This window comes from Nonomuraea sp. NPDC050786 (genome assembly GCF_040654115.1).
Lineage (GTDB): Bacteria > Actinomycetota > Actinomycetes > Streptosporangiales > Streptosporangiaceae > Nonomuraea.
In genome coordinates this window covers 38,038-55,250 of sequence record NZ_JBFAHJ010000033.1, presented here as the reverse complement: position 1 = coordinate 55,250, position 17,213 = coordinate 38,038, and the positions used below count along the sequence as shown (strand labels likewise).

Here is a 17,213-nt window from a genome sequence, read left to right as displayed (position 1 = left end):
GTCGTTTGCTGCGCACGGGTTAACGACCGTCGAGAAGGGGCTGCCGTGGATCCCAGCGTGGCCCGCCCTGCTCGTCCTTACGGCGTCTGGCCATCGCTGACAGTGCCTCAAGGATAACCCGGTTGCCGAGGTACGCGGTGATGTCCGCGTGGTCGTAGGGCGGCGCCACCTCGACCACTTCCATGCCGGCCACGGGCAGTTCGTAGCAGATCCGGCGGACGGAGTCGAGCAGCTGCCTGGCGGTCAGTCCCCCGGGCTCGGGCGTCCCGGTGCCGGGCGCGTGACCGGGGTCGCAGACGTCGATGTCCACGGACAGGAAGACCTGGTCGCACTCGTCGAGCGCGATCGCGAACGACTCCGTCAGGCACTCCTCCAGCCCGCGGGCCACGATCTCCGTCATTTCGTACGAACGCATGCTCTGCCGAGCCATCCAGCTCAGCGTCTCCGGCTCCGGCCAGTAGCCGCGCAGCCCGATCTGCAGGAACCTGTCGCCACGGATGGCGCCGGACTCGATGAGCCGCCGCATCGGCTGCCCATGTCCGTAGAGATGGCCGAACTCGATGTTCCCCGTGTCGGCGTGCGCGTCGAAGTGGATCATCGAGGTACGGCCGGGAGCGTGGGCCCTGGCGGTGCCCCGCGCGTCGGGCAGCGCGACCGTGTGGTCGCCCCCGAGCACCAGCGGGATCGCCCCCGAAGCGGCCACGCGGTGCACGGCCTCCTCGATCGCGGCCAGCGAGCCCTCGACGTCGCCCGAATAGCACTCGACGTCACCCGCGTCGAGCACCCGCAGGTCGCGCAGGGCGTCCACGCGCAGCGCCAGGCTGGGCCTGGAGCCGTCGTGCGGCAGGTAGCAGGCCTGGCGCAGCGCCATCGGGCCGAACCTGGCGCCGGGGCGGTTGCTGGTGCCGCCGTCGAAGGGGGCGCCCAGGATCACCACGTCCGCGTCCTCGTACGAGGACGGGTCGCCGAGATCGCAACGGTCCACGCCGAGGAACGTGATGTCGGGGCCGTACATGGGGCCGTAACGGGACAATGGTCAACTCCTCACACGGGCTTCTCGGTCACTCCCGCGGAGTCGAACGTGGCCACGTCGTGCATGACCCGTACGGCCGCGCAGACGACCGGGTGCGCGAGCAGGCCGCCGGAGCCCTCGCCCAGCCGCAGCTCGAGGTCCACCAGCGGGCGCAGCCCGAGGTGGTCGAGGGCGACGGCGTGGCCGGGTTCGGCCGAGCGGTGGCCGGCCACGCAGTGGTCGAGCGCGGCGGGGTCGAGCGCGGCGGCCACGAGGGCGGCGGCGCCGGCGATGACGCCGTCGAGGATCACCGGCACGCGGGCCGCCGCGCCGCCCAGGATGAAGCCGGCGATGGCCGCGTGCTCGAACCCGCCGACCGCGGCCAGCGCCCGCAGCGCCTCGCTGGGCGAGATCAGGGCGCCGGACAGGCCGTTCGTGCGCAGGGCGTCGCGGACGACGTCCACCTTGTGCTGGTACATCTCGTCGTCGATCCCGGTGCCCCTGCCGGTCACCTCGGCCGGGTCCCGGCCGGCGAACACGGCGATCAGGGCGGCTGAGGCCGTGGTGTTGGCGATGCCCATGTCGCCGGTGATCAGGCAGCGGGCGCCGTCCGCCACCAGGTCGCGGGCCACGCCGATGCCGGTCTCCAGAGCCCTGACCGCCTGGTCGACGCTCATCGCCGGGCCCTTGGACATGTCGTCGGTGCCGTACCCGATCTTGCGCTTGACCAGGCCAGGACCGTCGGGCAGGTCGGCGGCGACGCCCACGTCCACCACCGTGACCGACGCGCCGGCCTGGGCGGCGAAGGCGTTGGCGACCGCGCCGCCGGCCAGGAAGTTGGCCACCATCTGCACCGTGACCTCCTGCGGCCACGGGGTGACGCCGCGGGCGTGCACGCCGTGGTCGGCGGTGAAGATGGCCAGTGCGGCGGGCTCGGGCATGGGAGGCGGAGTCACGCCGGCCGCCCCGGCGAGGCGTACCGCGATCTCCTCCAGCTGGCCCAGCGAACCGCGGGGCTTGGTGAGGCGGTCCTGGTACGCCCGAGCCTCGGCCATGGCGCGAGGATCGGCGGGGCGGATCGCGGCGAGCGTCTCAGCGAGCACGGCAAACCTCCACTTACGGGACGAGTTGGAGCGCTTCCTCGTATCGGTCGATCACGACGTCGGCCAGGGTCTCGCAGTCGCCGATCACCTCGGCGCAGCGGATGTCGAGATCGGGGTGTCCGGCGCCGTACGCCAGCGCCTGGGCCCACACGCGCTCGAGCATGCCGCCCGCGAACAGCAGGTACGGCACCACGATCACGCGCTTGGCCCCCAGGCGGCGGCAGCGCTCGAGCCCGCCGGGCACCCCCGGCGGGGTGACCGACACGAAAGCGGTCTCGACCGTCATGAAGTCGTAGGCGTGCGTCTCCCAGAACAGCCGGGAGACCCGGTGGATCTCGGCGTTGGCGACCGCGTCGGTCGAACCCTCGCCGACCAGCACGATGGCCGTCTCGCCCGGCTCGACCTGCGCGAGGGGATCGTCGGCCGGGGGCGTGTCGACCGCGCGGAGCCGGGGCCGGGCGCCCACGAGCTCGAGCGAGCGGGGCTTGGAGATCTCGATGGCCGCCTCGTTCAGCCGCTCGGCCAGCAGCGACAGCACACGGGGGTCCGGGCCGAGGGGGCGGCCGTAGTCGTACATCAGGGTCGGGTGCCGCTTCTGCTCCAGCTCCATCGCGGCGGGGAACTCCTCGCCCATCCTGCTGAGGCTCAGGGGGAGCGCGACGAGCCGGTGGTGTCCCTTGGCCACCAGGGAGGCGACGGAGTCGCTCAGCCGGGGAGAGGCACGTTCCAGGTAGCCGCCGGAGACGTCGGCGCCCGACTGGTCGAGCCGGCAGCGGAGCCGGTGTACGAACCTGCCGAACTCCGCGGCGTAGGCGTCATCCTGTGAGCCCTGCCCGATCAGCAGGAGCGGCGGCTTCATCGTGAGGGAATCTCCGGTCCGGTAGACAAAGACACGCGAGGATAACCGATGCGCCCCGGTAGGGGACAGGTCACGTTGTGTGCGCGGGTGTCGCGTGCACCACGAATACCGGGTCAGATGCGGTCAGACGGTGCGAGCCGTCGGGGTCCAGCGTCAGCTTGGAGGCCAGGATCTGGGTGCCCTCGCCGCGGTAGCCGTGCTCGCGCAGCCGGTCGAGCACGGCCGAGACCTGCTCGACCTTCCTGAACGCGCACACCAGCGTACGCGGGCCGCGCGCGGCGCAGGCGAGCACGACGTCGATGCCTCCGCCGCCCACGAAGACGGCGTCGGGGTCGGGCAGCGGCTCCAGCGCGGGCGGCGCCTGGCCCCTGGTCAGAGCCACTTTGACGCCGTGCTCGAGCACGTTGGCGCGGAGCCTGGCGCACGACTCCTCGTCGCGCTCGACGGCCATGACGGCCGCTCCCATCCTGGCGCACTCGACGGCGATCTCGCCCGCGCCCGCGCCCACGTCCCAGACCAGGTCGCCGAGGCGCGGACCCAGCTTGGCCAGGATGAACGCGCGCACCTCCGCCGGAAGCGCGCTCTCGAACGGCAGCGCCCACTCGGCCGGGCCCGGTTGCGCGCCCGCCACCCAGCCCGGCTCCTTGGACCGGTGCAGCGGGTCGATGACGAGGACCACGTCGGGGTCCTTCCACGGCCTGGTCGTCGCCTCCCCCATGCGGCTGTGCGTGACGCGCTCGTCGGGGCCGCCGAGGTCCTCGCAGACGATCAGCGCGCGCGGCGTGGTCGGCGCCAGCTCCCTGGCGATCTCCCCCGGGCCGACGCCCGGCGCGACCAGCAGCGCGACCTTGGGGTGGGCGCGGCAGGCGTTCACCACCCGGTCGAGCCGGCTCGGGCCAGACGGGGCGACGACCAGCGCGTCCTCCCAGCTCAGGCCGGCGCACGCGAAGGCGCGGGTGACGAGCGAGATCGCCGGCAGCACCTCCGGCTTGAGGCCGTGCGCCCGCAGTCTGCGGACCACGCCGAAGAATCCGGGATCGCCCTCCGCGACGACCACCACGGGGCCCTCGCCGTGCTCGAGGTGGTCGTCGAGGACCTCCAGCAGCGCGTCGTCGGCCACGGTCGGCGCGGTCAGCTTGAGCTGCCCGAGAACGGCGTCGGGGCCCACGACGAGCCGTGCCTCCTGCAGCTTGGCCACCGCCCTGGCCGAGAACTCGTGTCCGTCCCAGCCGACCACCGTGATCATTGCGCCTCACCGTCCTCACCACAAGGGTGACGGGTGCGGAGGGGTTTCACAAAGGGTGCGAGGGTCAGTCCGGTGTCCCCTCAGGCCAGGTCGGACGGGATGAGGCTGTAAACGATCATGTCCTCGCCGCCCAGCGAGGAACGGGCCACGCCCTCGCGGACGAAGCCCGCCTTCTCCGCCACCCGCTGGGAGGCCGTGTTCGTCACGGCCGCGCGGAGCTGGAGCCGGCGGAAGCCGTGCCGCTCGAACAGCCAGCGCGCGATCGCCACCACGGCCTCGCCCGCGTACCCCCTGCCACGGGCCCACGGCGCGGTCATGTAGCCGACCTCGGCCGTCCCGCTCGTCCAGTCGAGGTCCCTGACATCCACGTTCGCGGCGAAACGGCCGGTCTCCAGCTCTTCGACCGTCCAGCCGATCCCCGCGCCTCTCATCCGCATCCGTTCGGAGATGTCGATGAACGCCCGCGCGTGCTCCTGCGTGTAGCCGCGCGGCACGCCCGTGTTGGCCTGGGTGACGGGGTCTGCGGCGGTGGCGGCCAGGTCGGGCACGTCGTCGGCGGACGGCGGTCGCAACCGCAGCCTCTGGGTACGCAGCTCCGTCCTGGGCAGCGCGGCGGAGGGCAGGCCGCCGTCGTCGCGCAGCAGGCCGAAGATGACCAGGTCGTGCGCCCCGTCGCCCTCCAGCACCGCGGCGCGCAGCACGCCCTCCCAGGTGAAGCCGGCTTTGAGCGCCACGCGGAGCGAGGCGACGTTGTCGAGGTTGGCGGTCAGGTCGATCCTGCGCAGCCCGACGGTCTCGAACGCCCACTTCGCCAGCCCTCGCACGGCCTCGGTGGCGAAGCCGCGGCCTCGGTAGAGGGGGTGCACGCCGTAGCCGACCTCGGTCGTGCCCGTGGCCCACGAGGTCTTGAACAGGCTGATCGCCCCCACGACGATGCCCTCGGCGTCGACCATGGCCAGGTGCAGGCCCTGCCCCGAGCGGCGCAGCTCGTGCACGCCGCTCGACAGCCATGGGGTGACGCCGGAGGTCTTCACGGGAGCGCCGGGCGGGAGGAACCGGGCGCCGGACCGCACGATGGAGCGGATCCTGGCGGCGTCTTGGAGGCCGAACGGCCGGAGCGTCAACCGTTCTGTGGCGATGCTCACATCAGCGTCGAACACGCTCGGCAGCGTACACATTCGCGATGTTTGCCCATGAAAGCGGGGGTAGGGGCGCAATTGAGAGGAGTGAGGGGACTATGGAGCAACGTCGGAGCGACAAGCACGGTCCGCGCCTGGACGAGGAGCAGAAGCACGAGACCGAGGGCATGGTTCGCGGCGGCGGCACCACCCACGCCGAGGAATGGAAGGAGCCCGAGGCCATGCCTGCGCCCGGTGAGGAGCCCCAGCGGTCGTACCCGCCGGGGCACGAGCCCGGAACCCCGTCAGGCATCACGCAGCAGGGCGTCGACATGCGCAGTGACCTGGCCAAATGGCTCAGCGACGCGCAGTGGCCCGCGTCCAAGGACGATCTGGTGCAGCACGCGGAGAGCGCCGGCGCACCGGACCAGGTGATGGACATGGCGCGAGCCCTCCCCGACCGCCGGTACGCGAACGTGGCCGACGTGGCCAAGGCCCTCGGTCTCGGCATCGAGCAGCGGAGGTGGTGAGCGGTGCGGCTCGACTTCATCCGCCCGCTGTACGAGCGGCGCGGCCCGTACGCGTCCGTCTACTTCGGCGCGTACACGGGGACGGAGCGGGAGGCCCACTGGCGCGGCGTGCGTGACCAGCTCGAGGACGAGGCCGACAAGGCCACTCTGGAGGCGCTGGAGGAGGAGTCCCAGCGGCCCGCCCCCGGGCGGGCGATGTTCGGCACGCACGGCGACGTGGTGCTGTCCGAGGCGCTCCCCCGGGCGCCGTACGACATGGGCAGCTGGTCGCCGCTGCCGCACGTCACGCCCATGCTCATGATGCGCGGCGAGAACGTCCCGCACCTGCGGGTCATCGTGGACCACGCCGGGGCCGAGCTGACCGTGTTCGGCGGCGGGTCGCCGCGCAGGGCCGTCGTGGAGGCGGCTGACTGGCCGCTGCAGAAGACCGCGCAGGGCGGATGGTCGCAGAAGCGGTACGAGCGCGCGGTGGACGAAACCTGGGAGAAGAACGCCGTGGCCGTCGCCCATGAGGTCGACGAGCAGGTCCGCCGCATCGGCGCGGAGATCGTCCTGGTCGCGGGCGAGCCGAAGTCCCGCTCCTACCTGCTGCACCACCTCGGCACCAAGTCCGCCGACCGGGTCGTGATGGTCGAGCACGGCAGCCGGGCCGACCACGGGCAGTTCGAGGAGGACGTGGAGCGGGCGCTCGACCAGTGGCTCGACCGCAGGCGCGCCGAGCTGCTGGAGCGGCACCAGGAGATGTCGGGGCCCCACGGGATGGCCCGCGTCGCGCAGGCGCTGCGCGAGGGCCGGGTGCACGCGGTGCTCACGCCCGGCGAGCTGCCGAACCCCATCTGGATCGGTGAGGGCGGCACCCAGCTCGCCACCGACCCGGGCGAGCTGCAGCGCTGGGGCGTGCACGAGCCGGTCAAGGAGCGCTCGGACGCCGCCCTGGCCAGGGCCGCCGCGATGACGGACGCGGAGCTGTGGTTCTCCGACGCCGTCAAGGACGTGGCGGCCGTGCTCAGGTACTGATGACCACCTCGAGGGTACGGGGGCCGTGCACGCCCTCGACCCGGTTCAGCTCGATGTCACTGGTGGCCGACGGGCCGCTGATCCAGGTGAGCGGGCGTGCCGGGTCGAGCCGGGCAATGGCCTCCGGCACCCCGCCCACGATCTGGTCGGCCCGCACCACGCACAGGTGGTAGTCGGGGACCAGCGTCTGGGCCCGCGTGCCCTGGCCGGGGCCGTGGTCGAGCACGATGGTGCCGGTCTCGGCGATGCCCACCGCGCAGTACGTGATCACGCCGTCGGCCGTGTCGAGATCGGTCCAGCCGCCCTCGCGGTCGAACCCCTCCGGCACGATCATGCGGCGGCCTGCGACGATCTCGTCGATCTTGGCGGGCACCTCGGCGGCGGGGAGCACGTGCACGATGGCCCGGTAGTCGTCCACCCGCTCGGCGAACAGGCCCACCAGGTCCTCCACCTGCGGCGCCGTCCGGTAGTGCCGGGGGATCTCGACGTCCGCCGCGCCCGCGACCGCCTTGCCGATCCGTGCGAGGATCTCCTCACGCGCGCTCATTCCGCTCCCACCAGTCTCTGAAGGATTCTTCCGGAATTTCCGGCAAGTCCCTGGTGTCGGTCCATGCCGACATCGGCCCGGGCAGCCGTTTCGGTACGAGTCCGCGCAGGCGACTCGCCGCGCGCTGCGCCTTGGCGAGCCGTTCGTGGTCGTTGAGTATCCAGCCCGCCACCTTCATGCCGGCCCGCTCCGCCGCCGCGTGCGGGGCCTTGGCTCGCAGGTCCACCAGGACCTCGGGGATGTCGATGGCGACCGGGCAGACCTCGTAGCAGGCGCCGCAGAGGCTGGACGCGAACGGCAGCGAGGCGTCCAGGTCCGACGACATGCCCCTGAGCTGCGGGGTCAGGATGGCGCCGATCGGGCCCGGGTAGACCGAGCCGTACGCGTGGCCGCCCGCGCGCTCGTACACGGGGCACACGTTCAGGCAGGCCGAGCAGCGGATGCAGCGCAGCGCCTGGCGGCCCACCTCGTCGGCGAGCACGTCCGTGCGGCCGTTGTCCAGGAGCACCAGGTGGAAGTCCTGGCCCTCGACGGCGCCCGTCCACATGCTCGTATAGGGATTCATCCGCTCGCCTGTGGAGCTTCGCGGCAGGAGCTGGAGGAACACCTCCAGATCCCGCCAGGAAGGCAGCAGCTTCTCGATCCCGACGACGCTGATGAGCGTCTCGGGGAGGGTCAGGCACATCCGGCCGTTGCCCTCCGACTCCAGCACGACCAGCGTGCCGGTCTCCGCGATCATGAAGTTGGCCCCGGAGATCGCGACCTTGCTCTTGAGGAAGCGTTCGCGCAGGTGGAGCCGGGCGGCCTCGGTCAGCGCGGGCGGGTCGTCGGTCAGGTGCGGCGGGACCTTGGGCATCTTCTCCAGGAAGATCTCGCGGATCTCCGACCGGTTGCGGTGGATCGCCGGGACCAGGATGTGGCTCGGGAAGTCGTCGCCGAGCTGGACGATCAGCTCGGCCAGGTCTGTCTCGTACGCGGTGATGCCCTGCGCGGCCAGCGCCTGGTTGAGCTCGATCTCCTGGGTGGCCATCGACTTGACCTTGACCACCTCTGTCTCGCCGGTGGCCTTGACCAGGCCCGCGACGATGGCGTTGGCCTCGGCGGCGTCCCTGGCCCAGTGGACGGTGCCGCCTGCCCTGGTCACCGCCTCCTCGAGCTGGATCAGGTAGCGGTCGAGGTTGCGGAGGGTGTGGTCCTTGATCGCCTTGCCGGCCGCGCGGAGCTCCTGCCAGTCCGGCAGCTCGCCGACGACGCTTGCCCGCTTGCCTCGGATGGTGTGAGTGGCTTTGCGAAGGTTGTAGCGGAGCTGCGAGTTCTGAACGGCTTTAGCGGAGTTTTTAGGGAAATTTCCGGGCATGCCGAGGAACGTGGCGCTCATTGGGCCTCCTCCGTGGATGCGAGGATCTCGGCCAGGTGCATCGTCCTGACGCCGGTCTTCTGGCGGCTCAGCGTGCCGCCGATGTGCATCAGGCACGAGTTGTCCGCCGCGCAGAGCACTTCGGCGCCGGTGTCCAGGATGTTGCGGGTCTTGTCGGCGCCCATGGCCGCGGAGACGGCCGGGTTCTTGACCGCGAACGTGCCGCCGAAGCCGCAGCACTCCACCGCCCCCGGCAGGGGGACCAGCTCCAGGCCGCGCACGTTCTTCAGCAGCCTGGTGGGCCGGTCGCCGAGGTGGAGGCCGCGGAGCGAGTGGCACGTGGGATGATATGTCACCCGGTGCGGGAAATATGCCCCGACGTCCTCGACCTTCAGCACATCGATCAGGAACTCGGACAGCTCGTACACCTTCGGCGCGACCTCCGCGATGGCCGCCGCTCCCCTGCTGCCCGGCTTGGCCAGCTTCGGGTACTGCTCCCGGACCATGGCCGCGCACGACCCCGACGGCGCCACGACGGCGTCGTATCCCGCGAACACCTCGGTGAAGTGGCGGGCCAGCCGCACGCCCTCCTCCCGGTAGCCGGTGTTGACGTGCATCTGGCCGCAGCACGTCTGGGCCGCGGGGAAGTCCACGTCGCAGCCGAGCCTGCGCAGGAGCGACACGACGGCCTTGCCGGTGCCGGGGAAGAGCGTGTCGTTCACGCACGTGATGAACAGGGCGACTCGCACGGCTCTCCTTTCGCTCTATGGTCCGACCACAGTATGGTCAGACCATACCGAACCACATCCTTCCCGGCCACCACGAGGGGGCTCCGTTGGACGACGGCGGCTGGCGTCCCGTCAAGCGGACGCGGACGTTCGAGGACGTCCTCGCACAGATCGAGCGGCGCATCACCGAGGACGGCCTCACGGCTGGCGACCGGCTGCCCGCCGAACGCCAGCTCGCCGAACAGCTCGGCGTCAGCCGCTCCTCGGTACGCGAGGCCATGCGCGTGCTGGAGACCCTGGGCGTGGTCTCCTCCCAGGTGGGACGGGGGCCGGACGCGGGGGCCGTGCTCACCTCGCGCCCCGACTCGGCGCTGTCGGACCTGCTCAGGCTCCACCTCGGCCTGGCCAGCCTGGAGATGCGCGAGGTCATCGACACCCGCCACATGATCGAGCAGTGGGCCGCCGGCCACGCCGCCTCCGCACAAGCCGACACATCAGCGCTCGCCGCCGCTCTTTCCGGGATGGACGCGGCGAAGTCCGCGGAGGAGTTCGTGGAGCACGACACGGCCTTTCACTGCGCGATAGCGGACGCGTCGGGCAACCGGCTCATCGCCGCCATCATGCGCTCGCTCCGGGACTCGATGCGGAGGTACTCGGTCGAAGCGGTGCAACGCCTGGGCGACACGTCGATCCTGCGCGCCGACCACGTCCGCATCCTCGAGGCCATCGAGCGCGGCGAGGCGGGCGAGGCCGCCCGGGCGGTCTCCGAGCACCTGGCACACGCCTACCCCTCGCTGTTCGGTCACTGACGCAGGTCGGCCTGCCGGCAGGTGGCGCCCGAGCAGGCCGCCATCGCCGACAGCCGGGCCTCGAGGTCGTCCAGCAGCGCGGGATCGGCGCTCGCGGCCAGGTTGTGCAGCTCGTACGGGTCGTCGTGCAGGTCGTAGAGCTGTTTCTCGCCCGTCTCGTACCGGACATAGGCGTACTGGTCCGTACGCAACGCCCGATAGCCCGGCACCGGCGTCTGGGCGGCCGACGCCGCGTTGGCCGGCCTGTTGAACTCGACCAGCACGTTCGCCCGCCACTCATCCGGCGGCCGCCCCTTCAGCAGCGGCACCAGCGACCGCCCCTCCGCGAACGGCGGCACGGTGGCTCCGCCCAGCTCGGCGAAGGTCGTCGCCAGGTCCACCGTCGAGCCCAGCTGATCGATCACGGAGCCGGCCTTGATGCCGGGGCCGCGGACGACCAGCGGCACCCTGATCGCCTCATCGAACGGGGTGGTCTTGCCCTGCCTGAGCCGATGCGTACCGAGATGGAAGCCGTTGTCCGAGGTGAAGAAGATGTAGGTGTTGTCCAGCTGCCCGGCCTGCTCGAGCGCCGTCACCACGGAGCCGACGAGGTCGTCCACGCCGAGCATGGCCCGCATCCTGGCGCGGTAGCGCTGGTCGATCTCGTCCATGCCCTCCTGCGAGAGCTCGGGCCTCGCGCGCAGCCAGAGCGGCTCGGCGCTCACGTCCGCCTGGTTGAACGAGGGCGTCCGCGGCGCCATGCTCCCGGCGAACGCGTTCGCGTGCCGGACGGCGGGATTGGCCGGGTTGTGCGGGCCGATCGGCGCCAGGTAGAGGAAGAACGGCTGCTCCGCCGATCCGGCGATGAAGTCGGCGGCCTTGCGGGCCAGCACGTCCGACAGGTAGTCCTGCTCGGTCCAGCCGTAGTCGAACAGGGCGCCGTTCTCGTTGAGCCGGTAGCCGTACTCCTCGTAGAGGGCGCGGACCGGCACGTCCCATTCGTCCCACCCGGGCGGCACGAACGCCTCCTCGGCGGTTCCCCCAGGGTAGTGATTGAGGTACTTGCCCATCAGCCCCGTGCGATATCCGGCCTGCTGCATCCAGGTCCCGATAGTGGAACGTTCCAGGCCTAGCTCATGAAAGCGGTCAAACCCCCCTTCGGGGGCGGTGTTCGTCAGAACGCCATGGCTGTGGACGTACTGGGAGCGCAGGATCGACGACCGGGACGGACAGCACCAGGAGTTCGTCACGAAGAAGCGGTCGAAGAAGGCGCCCTGGCGCACGAGGTGCTGGGTGATGTTCGGAAAGTACGGCAACGTCCCCGTTTCGAGGTCGTCGGCCATCACGAGCACGATGTTCGGCCGGGACTTGCCCTCAGCCATCGTGATCCCGGCCGCCGTCTGCAGGAGAAGCAGAAGGCAGGCGAGACGACACAGACCTTTGATCACAGAGTGTCACTTCCCCGCAAGATCCACCATTGACACGTGAGGCCGAGGCGGCCGTAATAGAACTTAATTCCGGAGGTGTCACATGAAACTCGGCCTGAACCTTGGCTACTGGCAGCGCCACGCCGACGACGCGACCGAGACGGTGCTCGCGGCGGAGCGGCTCGGCTACGACTCGGTGTGGACGGCAGAGGCGTACGGCAGCGATGTCTTCACCCCGCTGGCCTGGTACGGAGCACGGACGAGCCGGATCAAGCTGGGCACCTCGATCGCCCAGATGTCGGCCAGACCGCCCGTCACGACGGCGATGACCGCGATGACCCTCGACCACCTCACCGGCGGCCGCCTGCTGCTCGGCGTGGGCGCCTCGGGCCCGCAGGTCGTGGAGGGCTGGTACGGCCAGCCGTTCGCCAGGCCCCTGGCCAGGACGCGCGAGTACATCGAGATCATGCGGAAGGTCTGGCGCCGCGAGGAGCCGGTCACCAGCGACGGCCCGCACTACCCGCTCCCGCTCGCGGGCGGCCTGGGCAAACCGCTCAAGCTCATCACCCATCCGCTCCGCTCCGACATCCCCGTCTATCTCGGTGCGGAAGGGCCCAAGAACGTCGCCCTGGCCGCCGAGGTGGCCCAGGGCTGGCTGCCGCTGTTCGCGTTCCCCTCCAAGATCGAGGAGATGTACGGCGAGGCGCTCGCGGGCGCTTCCGAAGGCTTCGACGTGGCGGCCATGGTGATGGTGGTCATCTCCGACGACGTACGGGCCGCGCTGGACGGCGTGAAGATGATGCTCACGCTGTACATCGGCGGCATGGGGGCCAGGCACCGCAACTTCCATGCCGACATCATCGGCCGGATGGGCTACGCCGAGGCGGCGGAACACATCCAATCGCTCTACCTCTCCGGGCGGAAGGACGAGGCGTTCCGGGCGATTCCGGACGAGCTGGCCGACGGCATCTCGCTCGTCGGACCGCCCGGGCGGATCAAGGAACGACTGGAGCTCTGGCACAAGAGCCCCGTCACGAGCCTCCTGGTCATGGGGCCGCGCGACGAGCCCTCGCTGAAGATCGTCCGCGACCTGGTCCTCGGCTGAGCCGCACGGCCCCGGCCCTGGCCGCCGGGCCCCTGACGTCCGTGCTCCGTGACTCTCCGCACTTCGGCTGGGGTCCTTTGGAAGGAACGACTGCCGGGCGGCCCAGGTCACCCAGGCAGCCGGCGTGACGGCAGCCGCGCCGATGCGGGAAGCGGGCGAGCCGGTCCAGCCGATGCGGGAAGCGGGCGAGCCGGTCTAGCTGGTGCGGCCGATCGGGGTCGAGCCGGGCGCCGGGTTTGGCTGCTGCGGCGAGAACGCGTGCACGGTGCCGGGCCCGGCGGCCTGGGGAGCGCGGGCGGCGCGCTGCAGCCGCGTCAGCTCGCGTACTGTGCCCGCGCAGAGCAGGGCGGCCAGCGCCGAGCAGGCGAGCTCCAGCACCCCCACCCCCGTCAGGCCGCCGCCGGGTGAGGCGAGCGGGACCCGGATGGTGACCAGCGCGAGCGTGGCCAGCCAGGTCAGCCACCACGCCGCCAGCATCGCCACCCACCGCCCGCGGCGGCCCGCGGGCGGCCTGGTGCCGTGCCACACCTCGTCCAGCAGCACCACGGGCGCCACGAGGTTGACGCCGGGGATCAACCAGGCGGCGGCCACGGGACCGGAGGTCGCCGAGCGGTCGTTGGCCTGCCTGGCCCGCACGAGCCAGGTCACGTAGGCGGCGGCCGCCGCTATCGAGGTGCCCGCCACCAGCATCAGGAGGACCGCGAACGCCGTCACCGCCCCCACCACGGCCTCCGCGTCGGCGCCCTGCGGGCGGCCTCCGAAGGCGGCGAGCTGGGCGGCGAGGTGACGGCCGCGGGTCTGCTCGAAGATCACGAGGGCGCCGAGGGAGAGGACCTGCGCGGCGAGCGTTACATAGACGGCAGAAGCGGCTCTTGTCGGTGGTGCCTGGGTGTAGCGCACGTTGTTCTCCCCCCGGGCCATGCGCTGAGGTTCTGATTCACTTTTATCCCGGGAGGCCCGCTGTTAATCAGCTCACGACGCCGGATTCCCACGCCCAAGCTGCGATTTCAACTCGATTGCGGACACCGAGCTTGGCGAAGATGCTGCCCAGGTGCGTCTTCACCGTGGAGAGCGACACGAACAGCTCCGCGGCCACCTCCTGGTTGGTCCGCCCCCTGGCTATCAGGCGCACGACGTCCAGCTCGCGGTCGGTCAGCGGGTCGTTCATGGCCGGCACGGCCCGCTTGGGCTGGGCCAGGTGCTGCAGCAGCCGTACCGTCACCGACGGGGACACCAGCGCGTCGCCCGCCGCGGCGGCCCTGACCGCCTCGATCAGCAGCGTGGGGCCGCTGTCCTTGAGCAGGAAGCCGGTCGCGCCGGAGCGCAGGGCTCCGTAGACGTACTCGTCCAGGTCGAACGTGGTGACGATGACCACCCGCAGCGGGTTCTCCACACCGGGACCCGCCAGCACCCGGGTCACCTCCAGCCCGTCGAGCTTGGGCATCCTGATGTCGAGCAGGCACACGTCCGGCCTGAGCCGCCTGGCCTCGGACACCGCCTCGGCGCCGTCGGCCACCGCGGCGACGACCTCCATGTCCGGTTGAGCGTCCAAAATCATCTGGAAGCCGGTTCGTACCAGTTGCTGGTCGTCGGCGATGAGAACCCGAATAGTCACGGCCCCAACTCTAGGGATCGTCCGTTCGGCCGAGGCGGAAATGGTCGCACGGCCGATCCGCCGCCCCCTGCTCCGCCGGGAGTCTGTACGTCATGAACGACGTACTTGTTGGACGAGCCCTGACCAAGAGGTTCGGGCAGACGGTCGCCCTGGGCGGCGTGGACATCACCGTACGGAGCGGCGAAGCCGTGGCGATCATGGGGCCGAGCGGTTCCGGCAAGTCGACCCTGCTGCACTGCCTGGCCGGGATCATGAAGCCGGACGCGGGCGAGGTGCACCTGCTCGGCCAGCGCATCGACGCGATGGGCGAGCGCAAGCGCAGCGCGCTGCGGCGCACCCGCTTCGGCTTCGTCTTCCAGTTCGGCCAGCTCCTGCCCGAGCTGCCCGCGGAGGAGAACGTGGCGCTCCCGCTGATGCTGGGCGGCGTGCCGAGGGCCCAGGCGGTACGCCAGGCGCGCGAGTGGTTCGCGCCTCTCGGCCTGCACTCCATGGAGGCCAGGCGGCCGGGTGAGCTGTCCGGCGGGCAGGCTCAGCGGGTGGCCATCGCGAGGGCGCTGGTCACCAAGCCAGCCGTGGTCTTCGCCGACGAGCCCACGGGGGCGCTCGACCAGCAGACCGGGCAGGACACGATGCGACTGCTCGTGGAGGCGACCAAGCAGAACCACGCCTCCCTGATCGTGGTCACCCACGACCCGAACGTGGCCGCCTGGTGCGACCGCACGGTCGAGGTCCGCGACGGCCAGCTCATGACCACGAGGGGGGTGCGGGCGTGAACCTCGATCTGACCTGGCGGCTGCTCAAGGGCGCCGGCCGCAAGGGGATGCTGGGCACCTGGCTCACGCTGGGCGCCGTCGCCCTCTCCACGGCGCTGCTGCTGTTCTCCGTGGCCGCGAACTACGCCTTCGAGGCCAGGGCCGACCGCGGCGCCTGGCGCAACCCCGTACCCGCCAAGGAAGGCGCGGTCGCGATCGAGGCGGCCCGCTTCGACTTCGTCGGCGAGCGGGCGATCACGGTCGTCGACCTGGCCGCGCTCAAGGCCGGGGTGCACGCGCCGCCGGGGCTGCCCCGCTTCCCGGCTCCCGGCGAGGTGTGGCTCTCCCCCGCGCTGGCCGAGCTGGCCAAGGAGCTCCCGGCGGACCAGCTCGCCAAGCGCTACCCCGACCCCAAGGGCGTGCTGGGCGACGAGGCGCTGGTCCATCCGGACGAGCTGGTCGCGGTCGTCGGCCACAAGCCGGACGCGCCCGAGATGACAGCACCGCGCAGCGACGACTGGATCCTCGGCAAGGGCCCGTCCCGGGTGGCCGATCTCGCGGGCGCCCCGTCGGAGGACTCCGAGGCGTACCGCGTGCTCACGCTGATCGCGAGCGTGCTCATGGTGGTGCCGCTGCTGGTGTTCGGGGGCGCGGCGGCCAGACTCACGGTCGCCCGGCGCGACCAGCGGCTGGCGACGTTGCGGCTGGTGGGCGCGACGCCGGGCCAGGTGGTCGGCATGACCGTGGCCGAGGCGATGATCGTCGCCCTGGCGGGCGCGCTGCTCGGCACCGTCTGCTACGCGGTCGCCGCGCCGCTGCTGGCCCGCATCTCGATCGCGGGCGGCCCGTCGTTCGTCTCCGACCTGTACCCCTCCCCGCTGATCCTGGCCGCGGTGCTGGTGGCGGTGCCGCTGCTGGTGGGCCTGTCAGCGGTGGCGGGGCTGCGCCGGGTCGTGGTGAGCCCGCTCGGGGTGGCCAAGCGCGAGACGCCGCCCGGCATGCGGTTCCTGCGGGTGATCGTCCTGCTGGTTGTGCTGGCGGCGTTCCCGCTGCTGACCAGGGGAACCAGCGTCGCGCTGGTGGCGGTGGCGCTCGGGCTGGCGTTCCTGTGCATCAACCTGGCCGGTCCGTGGGTGGTCGGCATGATCGGCCGGATCACCGCTCGCGGCGCCCGCGGGCCCGCGCGGCTGCTGGCGGGGCGCCGGCTGGTCGACGATCCGCGCTCCGCCTGGCGTACGGTGAGCGGCGTCGCTCTGACCGGCTTCGTCGCGGGCTTCCTCGGCCTGCTCAGCCCCGGCGTGTTCGACGACAGCCAGGCGCCTCCCCAGCTCCGGGTCTCCGCCCCCGCCGCGCAGGGGCCGGCCGTCGCCGACCAGGCTCGTGACCGGCTGCGGGCGGCCGGGATCACCGCGACGGTGAAGGTCACCGGACGGTCCTCCGCCCCCGCCGTGGTCGCCGCCCTGGGCAGTTCCGCCGACACGGCCACGATCGACCGGGCACGCACCGCGCTCGCCGGGCTCGTCCCCGGGCGCACCCCGACGACGGAGGTCGACGACCAGCGGTTCGGCCTCCAGATCCTCGCCGACGCCCGGGTGGGCACGATCGTGGTGCTGTCGGTGTCGTTCCTGGTGGCCATCGCCAGCTCGGGGATCACGGCCGCGTCGTCGGTGCTGGACCGGCGGCAGACGTACGGGCTGCTGCGGCTGGCGGGCACGCCGCTGGAGGTGCTCGACCGGGCGCGGCGGGCGGAGACGCTCATCCCGCTGACGGTGATGGGAGGCGGGGCGATCCTGGTGGGGGTGTTCTGCGCGGTGCCGTTCATGATCGGCGGGATGAGCACGGTGGGTGTCATCACGCTGGTGGGCTGCGTCGTCGTGGGCTTCGCGGGCGTGATCGCCGCCGGGGCACTGAGCCGGCCGCTGCTCCGCTCGGTGACCGCCGACCCGGCCCCGCGCCCGGACTGACGACCCGCCGGCGCCCGCCACCTCACCGGCCGCCGGCGCGCTTCG

17 protein-coding genes are annotated in these 17,213 nt (G+C 71.7%); 6 read left to right on the top strand and 11 right to left on the bottom strand.

What is annotated here, in order from left to right:
• Window positions 1-19 precede the first annotated feature (19 nt).
• The 5 genes from speB to AB0H84_RS42365 all read right to left on the bottom strand — a co-directional run bounded on the left by speB (window position 20) and on the right by AB0H84_RS42365 (window position 5,380).
• Window positions 20-1,033, bottom strand: a complete 1,014-nt coding sequence (gene speB, locus AB0H84_RS42385) for an agmatinase (RefSeq protein WP_357617611.1) — start codon at window positions 1,031-1,033, stop codon at window positions 20-22.
• Between the two features lie 11 nt (window positions 1,034-1,044).
• Window positions 1,045-2,115, bottom strand: a complete 1,071-nt coding sequence (gene cobT / locus AB0H84_RS42380; protein WP_357617610.1) for a nicotinate-nucleotide--dimethylbenzimidazole phosphoribosyltransferase — start codon at window positions 2,113-2,115, stop codon at window positions 1,045-1,047.
• 13 nt (window positions 2,116-2,128) lie between these two features.
• Window positions 2,129-2,974: a sirohydrochlorin chelatase gene (locus tag AB0H84_RS42375; protein WP_357617608.1), complete on the bottom strand. Its 846-nt coding sequence runs from the start codon at window positions 2,972-2,974 to the stop codon at window positions 2,129-2,131.
• Between the two features lie 70 nt (window positions 2,975-3,044).
• Window positions 3,045-4,220: an SAM-dependent methyltransferase gene (locus AB0H84_RS42370; protein ID WP_357617606.1), complete on the bottom strand. Its 1,176-nt coding sequence runs from the start codon at window positions 4,218-4,220 to the stop codon at window positions 3,045-3,047.
• Between the two features lie 80 nt (window positions 4,221-4,300).
• Window positions 4,301-5,380, bottom strand: coding sequence for a GNAT family N-acetyltransferase (locus AB0H84_RS42365; protein WP_357617604.1), 1,080 nt, complete (start codon window positions 5,378-5,380; stop codon window positions 4,301-4,303).
• A 77-nt stretch (window positions 5,381-5,457) separates the two neighbouring features.
• On the opposite strand from AB0H84_RS42365, the gene AB0H84_RS42360 reads away from it, so the two are divergent.
• Window positions 5,458-5,868, top strand: coding sequence for a DUF2795 domain-containing protein (locus AB0H84_RS42360; protein WP_357617602.1), 411 nt, complete (start codon window positions 5,458-5,460; stop codon window positions 5,866-5,868).
• 3 nt (window positions 5,869-5,871) lie between these two features.
• Complete coding sequence (locus AB0H84_RS42355) at window positions 5,872-6,885, top strand: Vms1/Ankzf1 family peptidyl-tRNA hydrolase (RefSeq protein ID WP_357617601.1); 1,014 nt, start codon at window positions 5,872-5,874, stop codon at window positions 6,883-6,885.
• On the opposite strand, the gene AB0H84_RS42350 is transcribed toward AB0H84_RS42355, so the two are convergent.
• From AB0H84_RS42350 to AB0H84_RS42340, 3 genes are read right to left on the bottom strand one after another with little or no spacing between them, the layout of a single operon-like run.
• Complete coding sequence (locus AB0H84_RS42350; RefSeq protein WP_357617599.1) at window positions 6,875-7,432, bottom strand: lactate utilization protein C; 558 nt, start codon at window positions 7,430-7,432, stop codon at window positions 6,875-6,877. The two genes, AB0H84_RS42355 and AB0H84_RS42350, sit on opposite strands and share 11 nt — an antisense overlap.
• Window positions 7,419-8,810 (bottom strand): lactate utilization protein B, encoded by a 1,392-nt coding sequence (locus tag AB0H84_RS42345; protein WP_357617597.1) that lies wholly within the window; start codon window positions 8,808-8,810, stop codon window positions 7,419-7,421. The genes AB0H84_RS42350 and AB0H84_RS42345 overlap by 14 nt, the downstream gene beginning before the upstream one ends.
• Window positions 8,807-9,538: a (Fe-S)-binding protein gene (locus tag AB0H84_RS42340; RefSeq protein WP_357617595.1), complete on the bottom strand. Its 732-nt coding sequence runs from the start codon at window positions 9,536-9,538 to the stop codon at window positions 8,807-8,809. Before AB0H84_RS42340 ends, AB0H84_RS42345 begins: the two co-directional genes overlap by 4 nt.
• A gap of 86 nt (window positions 9,539-9,624) precedes the next feature.
• Between AB0H84_RS42340 and AB0H84_RS42335 the strand changes: the two genes are divergently transcribed.
• The gene (locus tag AB0H84_RS42335) at window positions 9,625-10,326 is read left to right on the top strand and encodes an FCD domain-containing protein (protein ID WP_357617593.1); all 702 of its coding nucleotides are present in this window, start codon (window positions 9,625-9,627) and stop codon (window positions 10,324-10,326) included.
• On the opposite strand, the gene AB0H84_RS42330 is transcribed toward AB0H84_RS42335, so the two are convergent.
• Window positions 10,320-11,687 carry a sulfatase gene (locus AB0H84_RS42330; RefSeq protein WP_357617592.1) on the bottom strand — a complete coding sequence of 456 codons (1,368 nt, stop codon included), beginning with the start codon at window positions 11,685-11,687 and terminating at the stop codon, window positions 10,320-10,322. The two genes, AB0H84_RS42335 and AB0H84_RS42330, sit on opposite strands and share 7 nt — an antisense overlap.
• 148 nt (window positions 11,688-11,835) lie before the next feature.
• On the opposite strand from AB0H84_RS42330, the gene AB0H84_RS42325 reads away from it, so the two are divergent.
• Window positions 11,836-12,837 carry an LLM class F420-dependent oxidoreductase gene (locus tag AB0H84_RS42325; protein ID WP_357617591.1) on the top strand — a complete coding sequence of 334 codons (1,002 nt, stop codon included), beginning with the start codon at window positions 11,836-11,838 and terminating at the stop codon, window positions 12,835-12,837.
• A 195-nt stretch (window positions 12,838-13,032) separates the two neighbouring features.
• On the opposite strand, the gene AB0H84_RS42320 is transcribed toward AB0H84_RS42325, so the two are convergent.
• Both AB0H84_RS42320 and AB0H84_RS42315 read right to left on the bottom strand, forming a co-directional pair.
• Entirely contained in the window at window positions 13,033-13,758 is a 726-nt protein-coding gene (locus AB0H84_RS42320) for a DUF4328 domain-containing protein (RefSeq protein ID WP_357617589.1), read from the bottom strand.
• 46 nt (window positions 13,759-13,804) lie between these two features.
• Window positions 13,805-14,452 (bottom strand): response regulator transcription factor, encoded by a 648-nt coding sequence (locus AB0H84_RS42315; RefSeq protein WP_357617587.1) that lies wholly within the window; start codon window positions 14,450-14,452, stop codon window positions 13,805-13,807.
• Window positions 14,453-14,544: 92 nt separating this feature from the next.
• On the opposite strand from AB0H84_RS42315, the gene AB0H84_RS42310 reads away from it, so the two are divergent.
• Together AB0H84_RS42310 and AB0H84_RS42305 are read left to right on the top strand one after the other, a co-directional pair.
• Window positions 14,545-15,225, top strand: a complete 681-nt coding sequence (locus AB0H84_RS42310) for an ABC transporter ATP-binding protein (protein WP_357617585.1) — start codon at window positions 14,545-14,547, stop codon at window positions 15,223-15,225.
• Window positions 15,222-17,168, top strand: a complete 1,947-nt coding sequence (locus tag AB0H84_RS42305; RefSeq protein WP_357617583.1) for an FtsX-like permease family protein — start codon at window positions 15,222-15,224, stop codon at window positions 17,166-17,168. The genes AB0H84_RS42310 and AB0H84_RS42305 overlap by 4 nt, the downstream gene beginning before the upstream one ends.
• The last annotated feature ends 45 nt before the right edge of the window (window positions 17,169-17,213 follow it).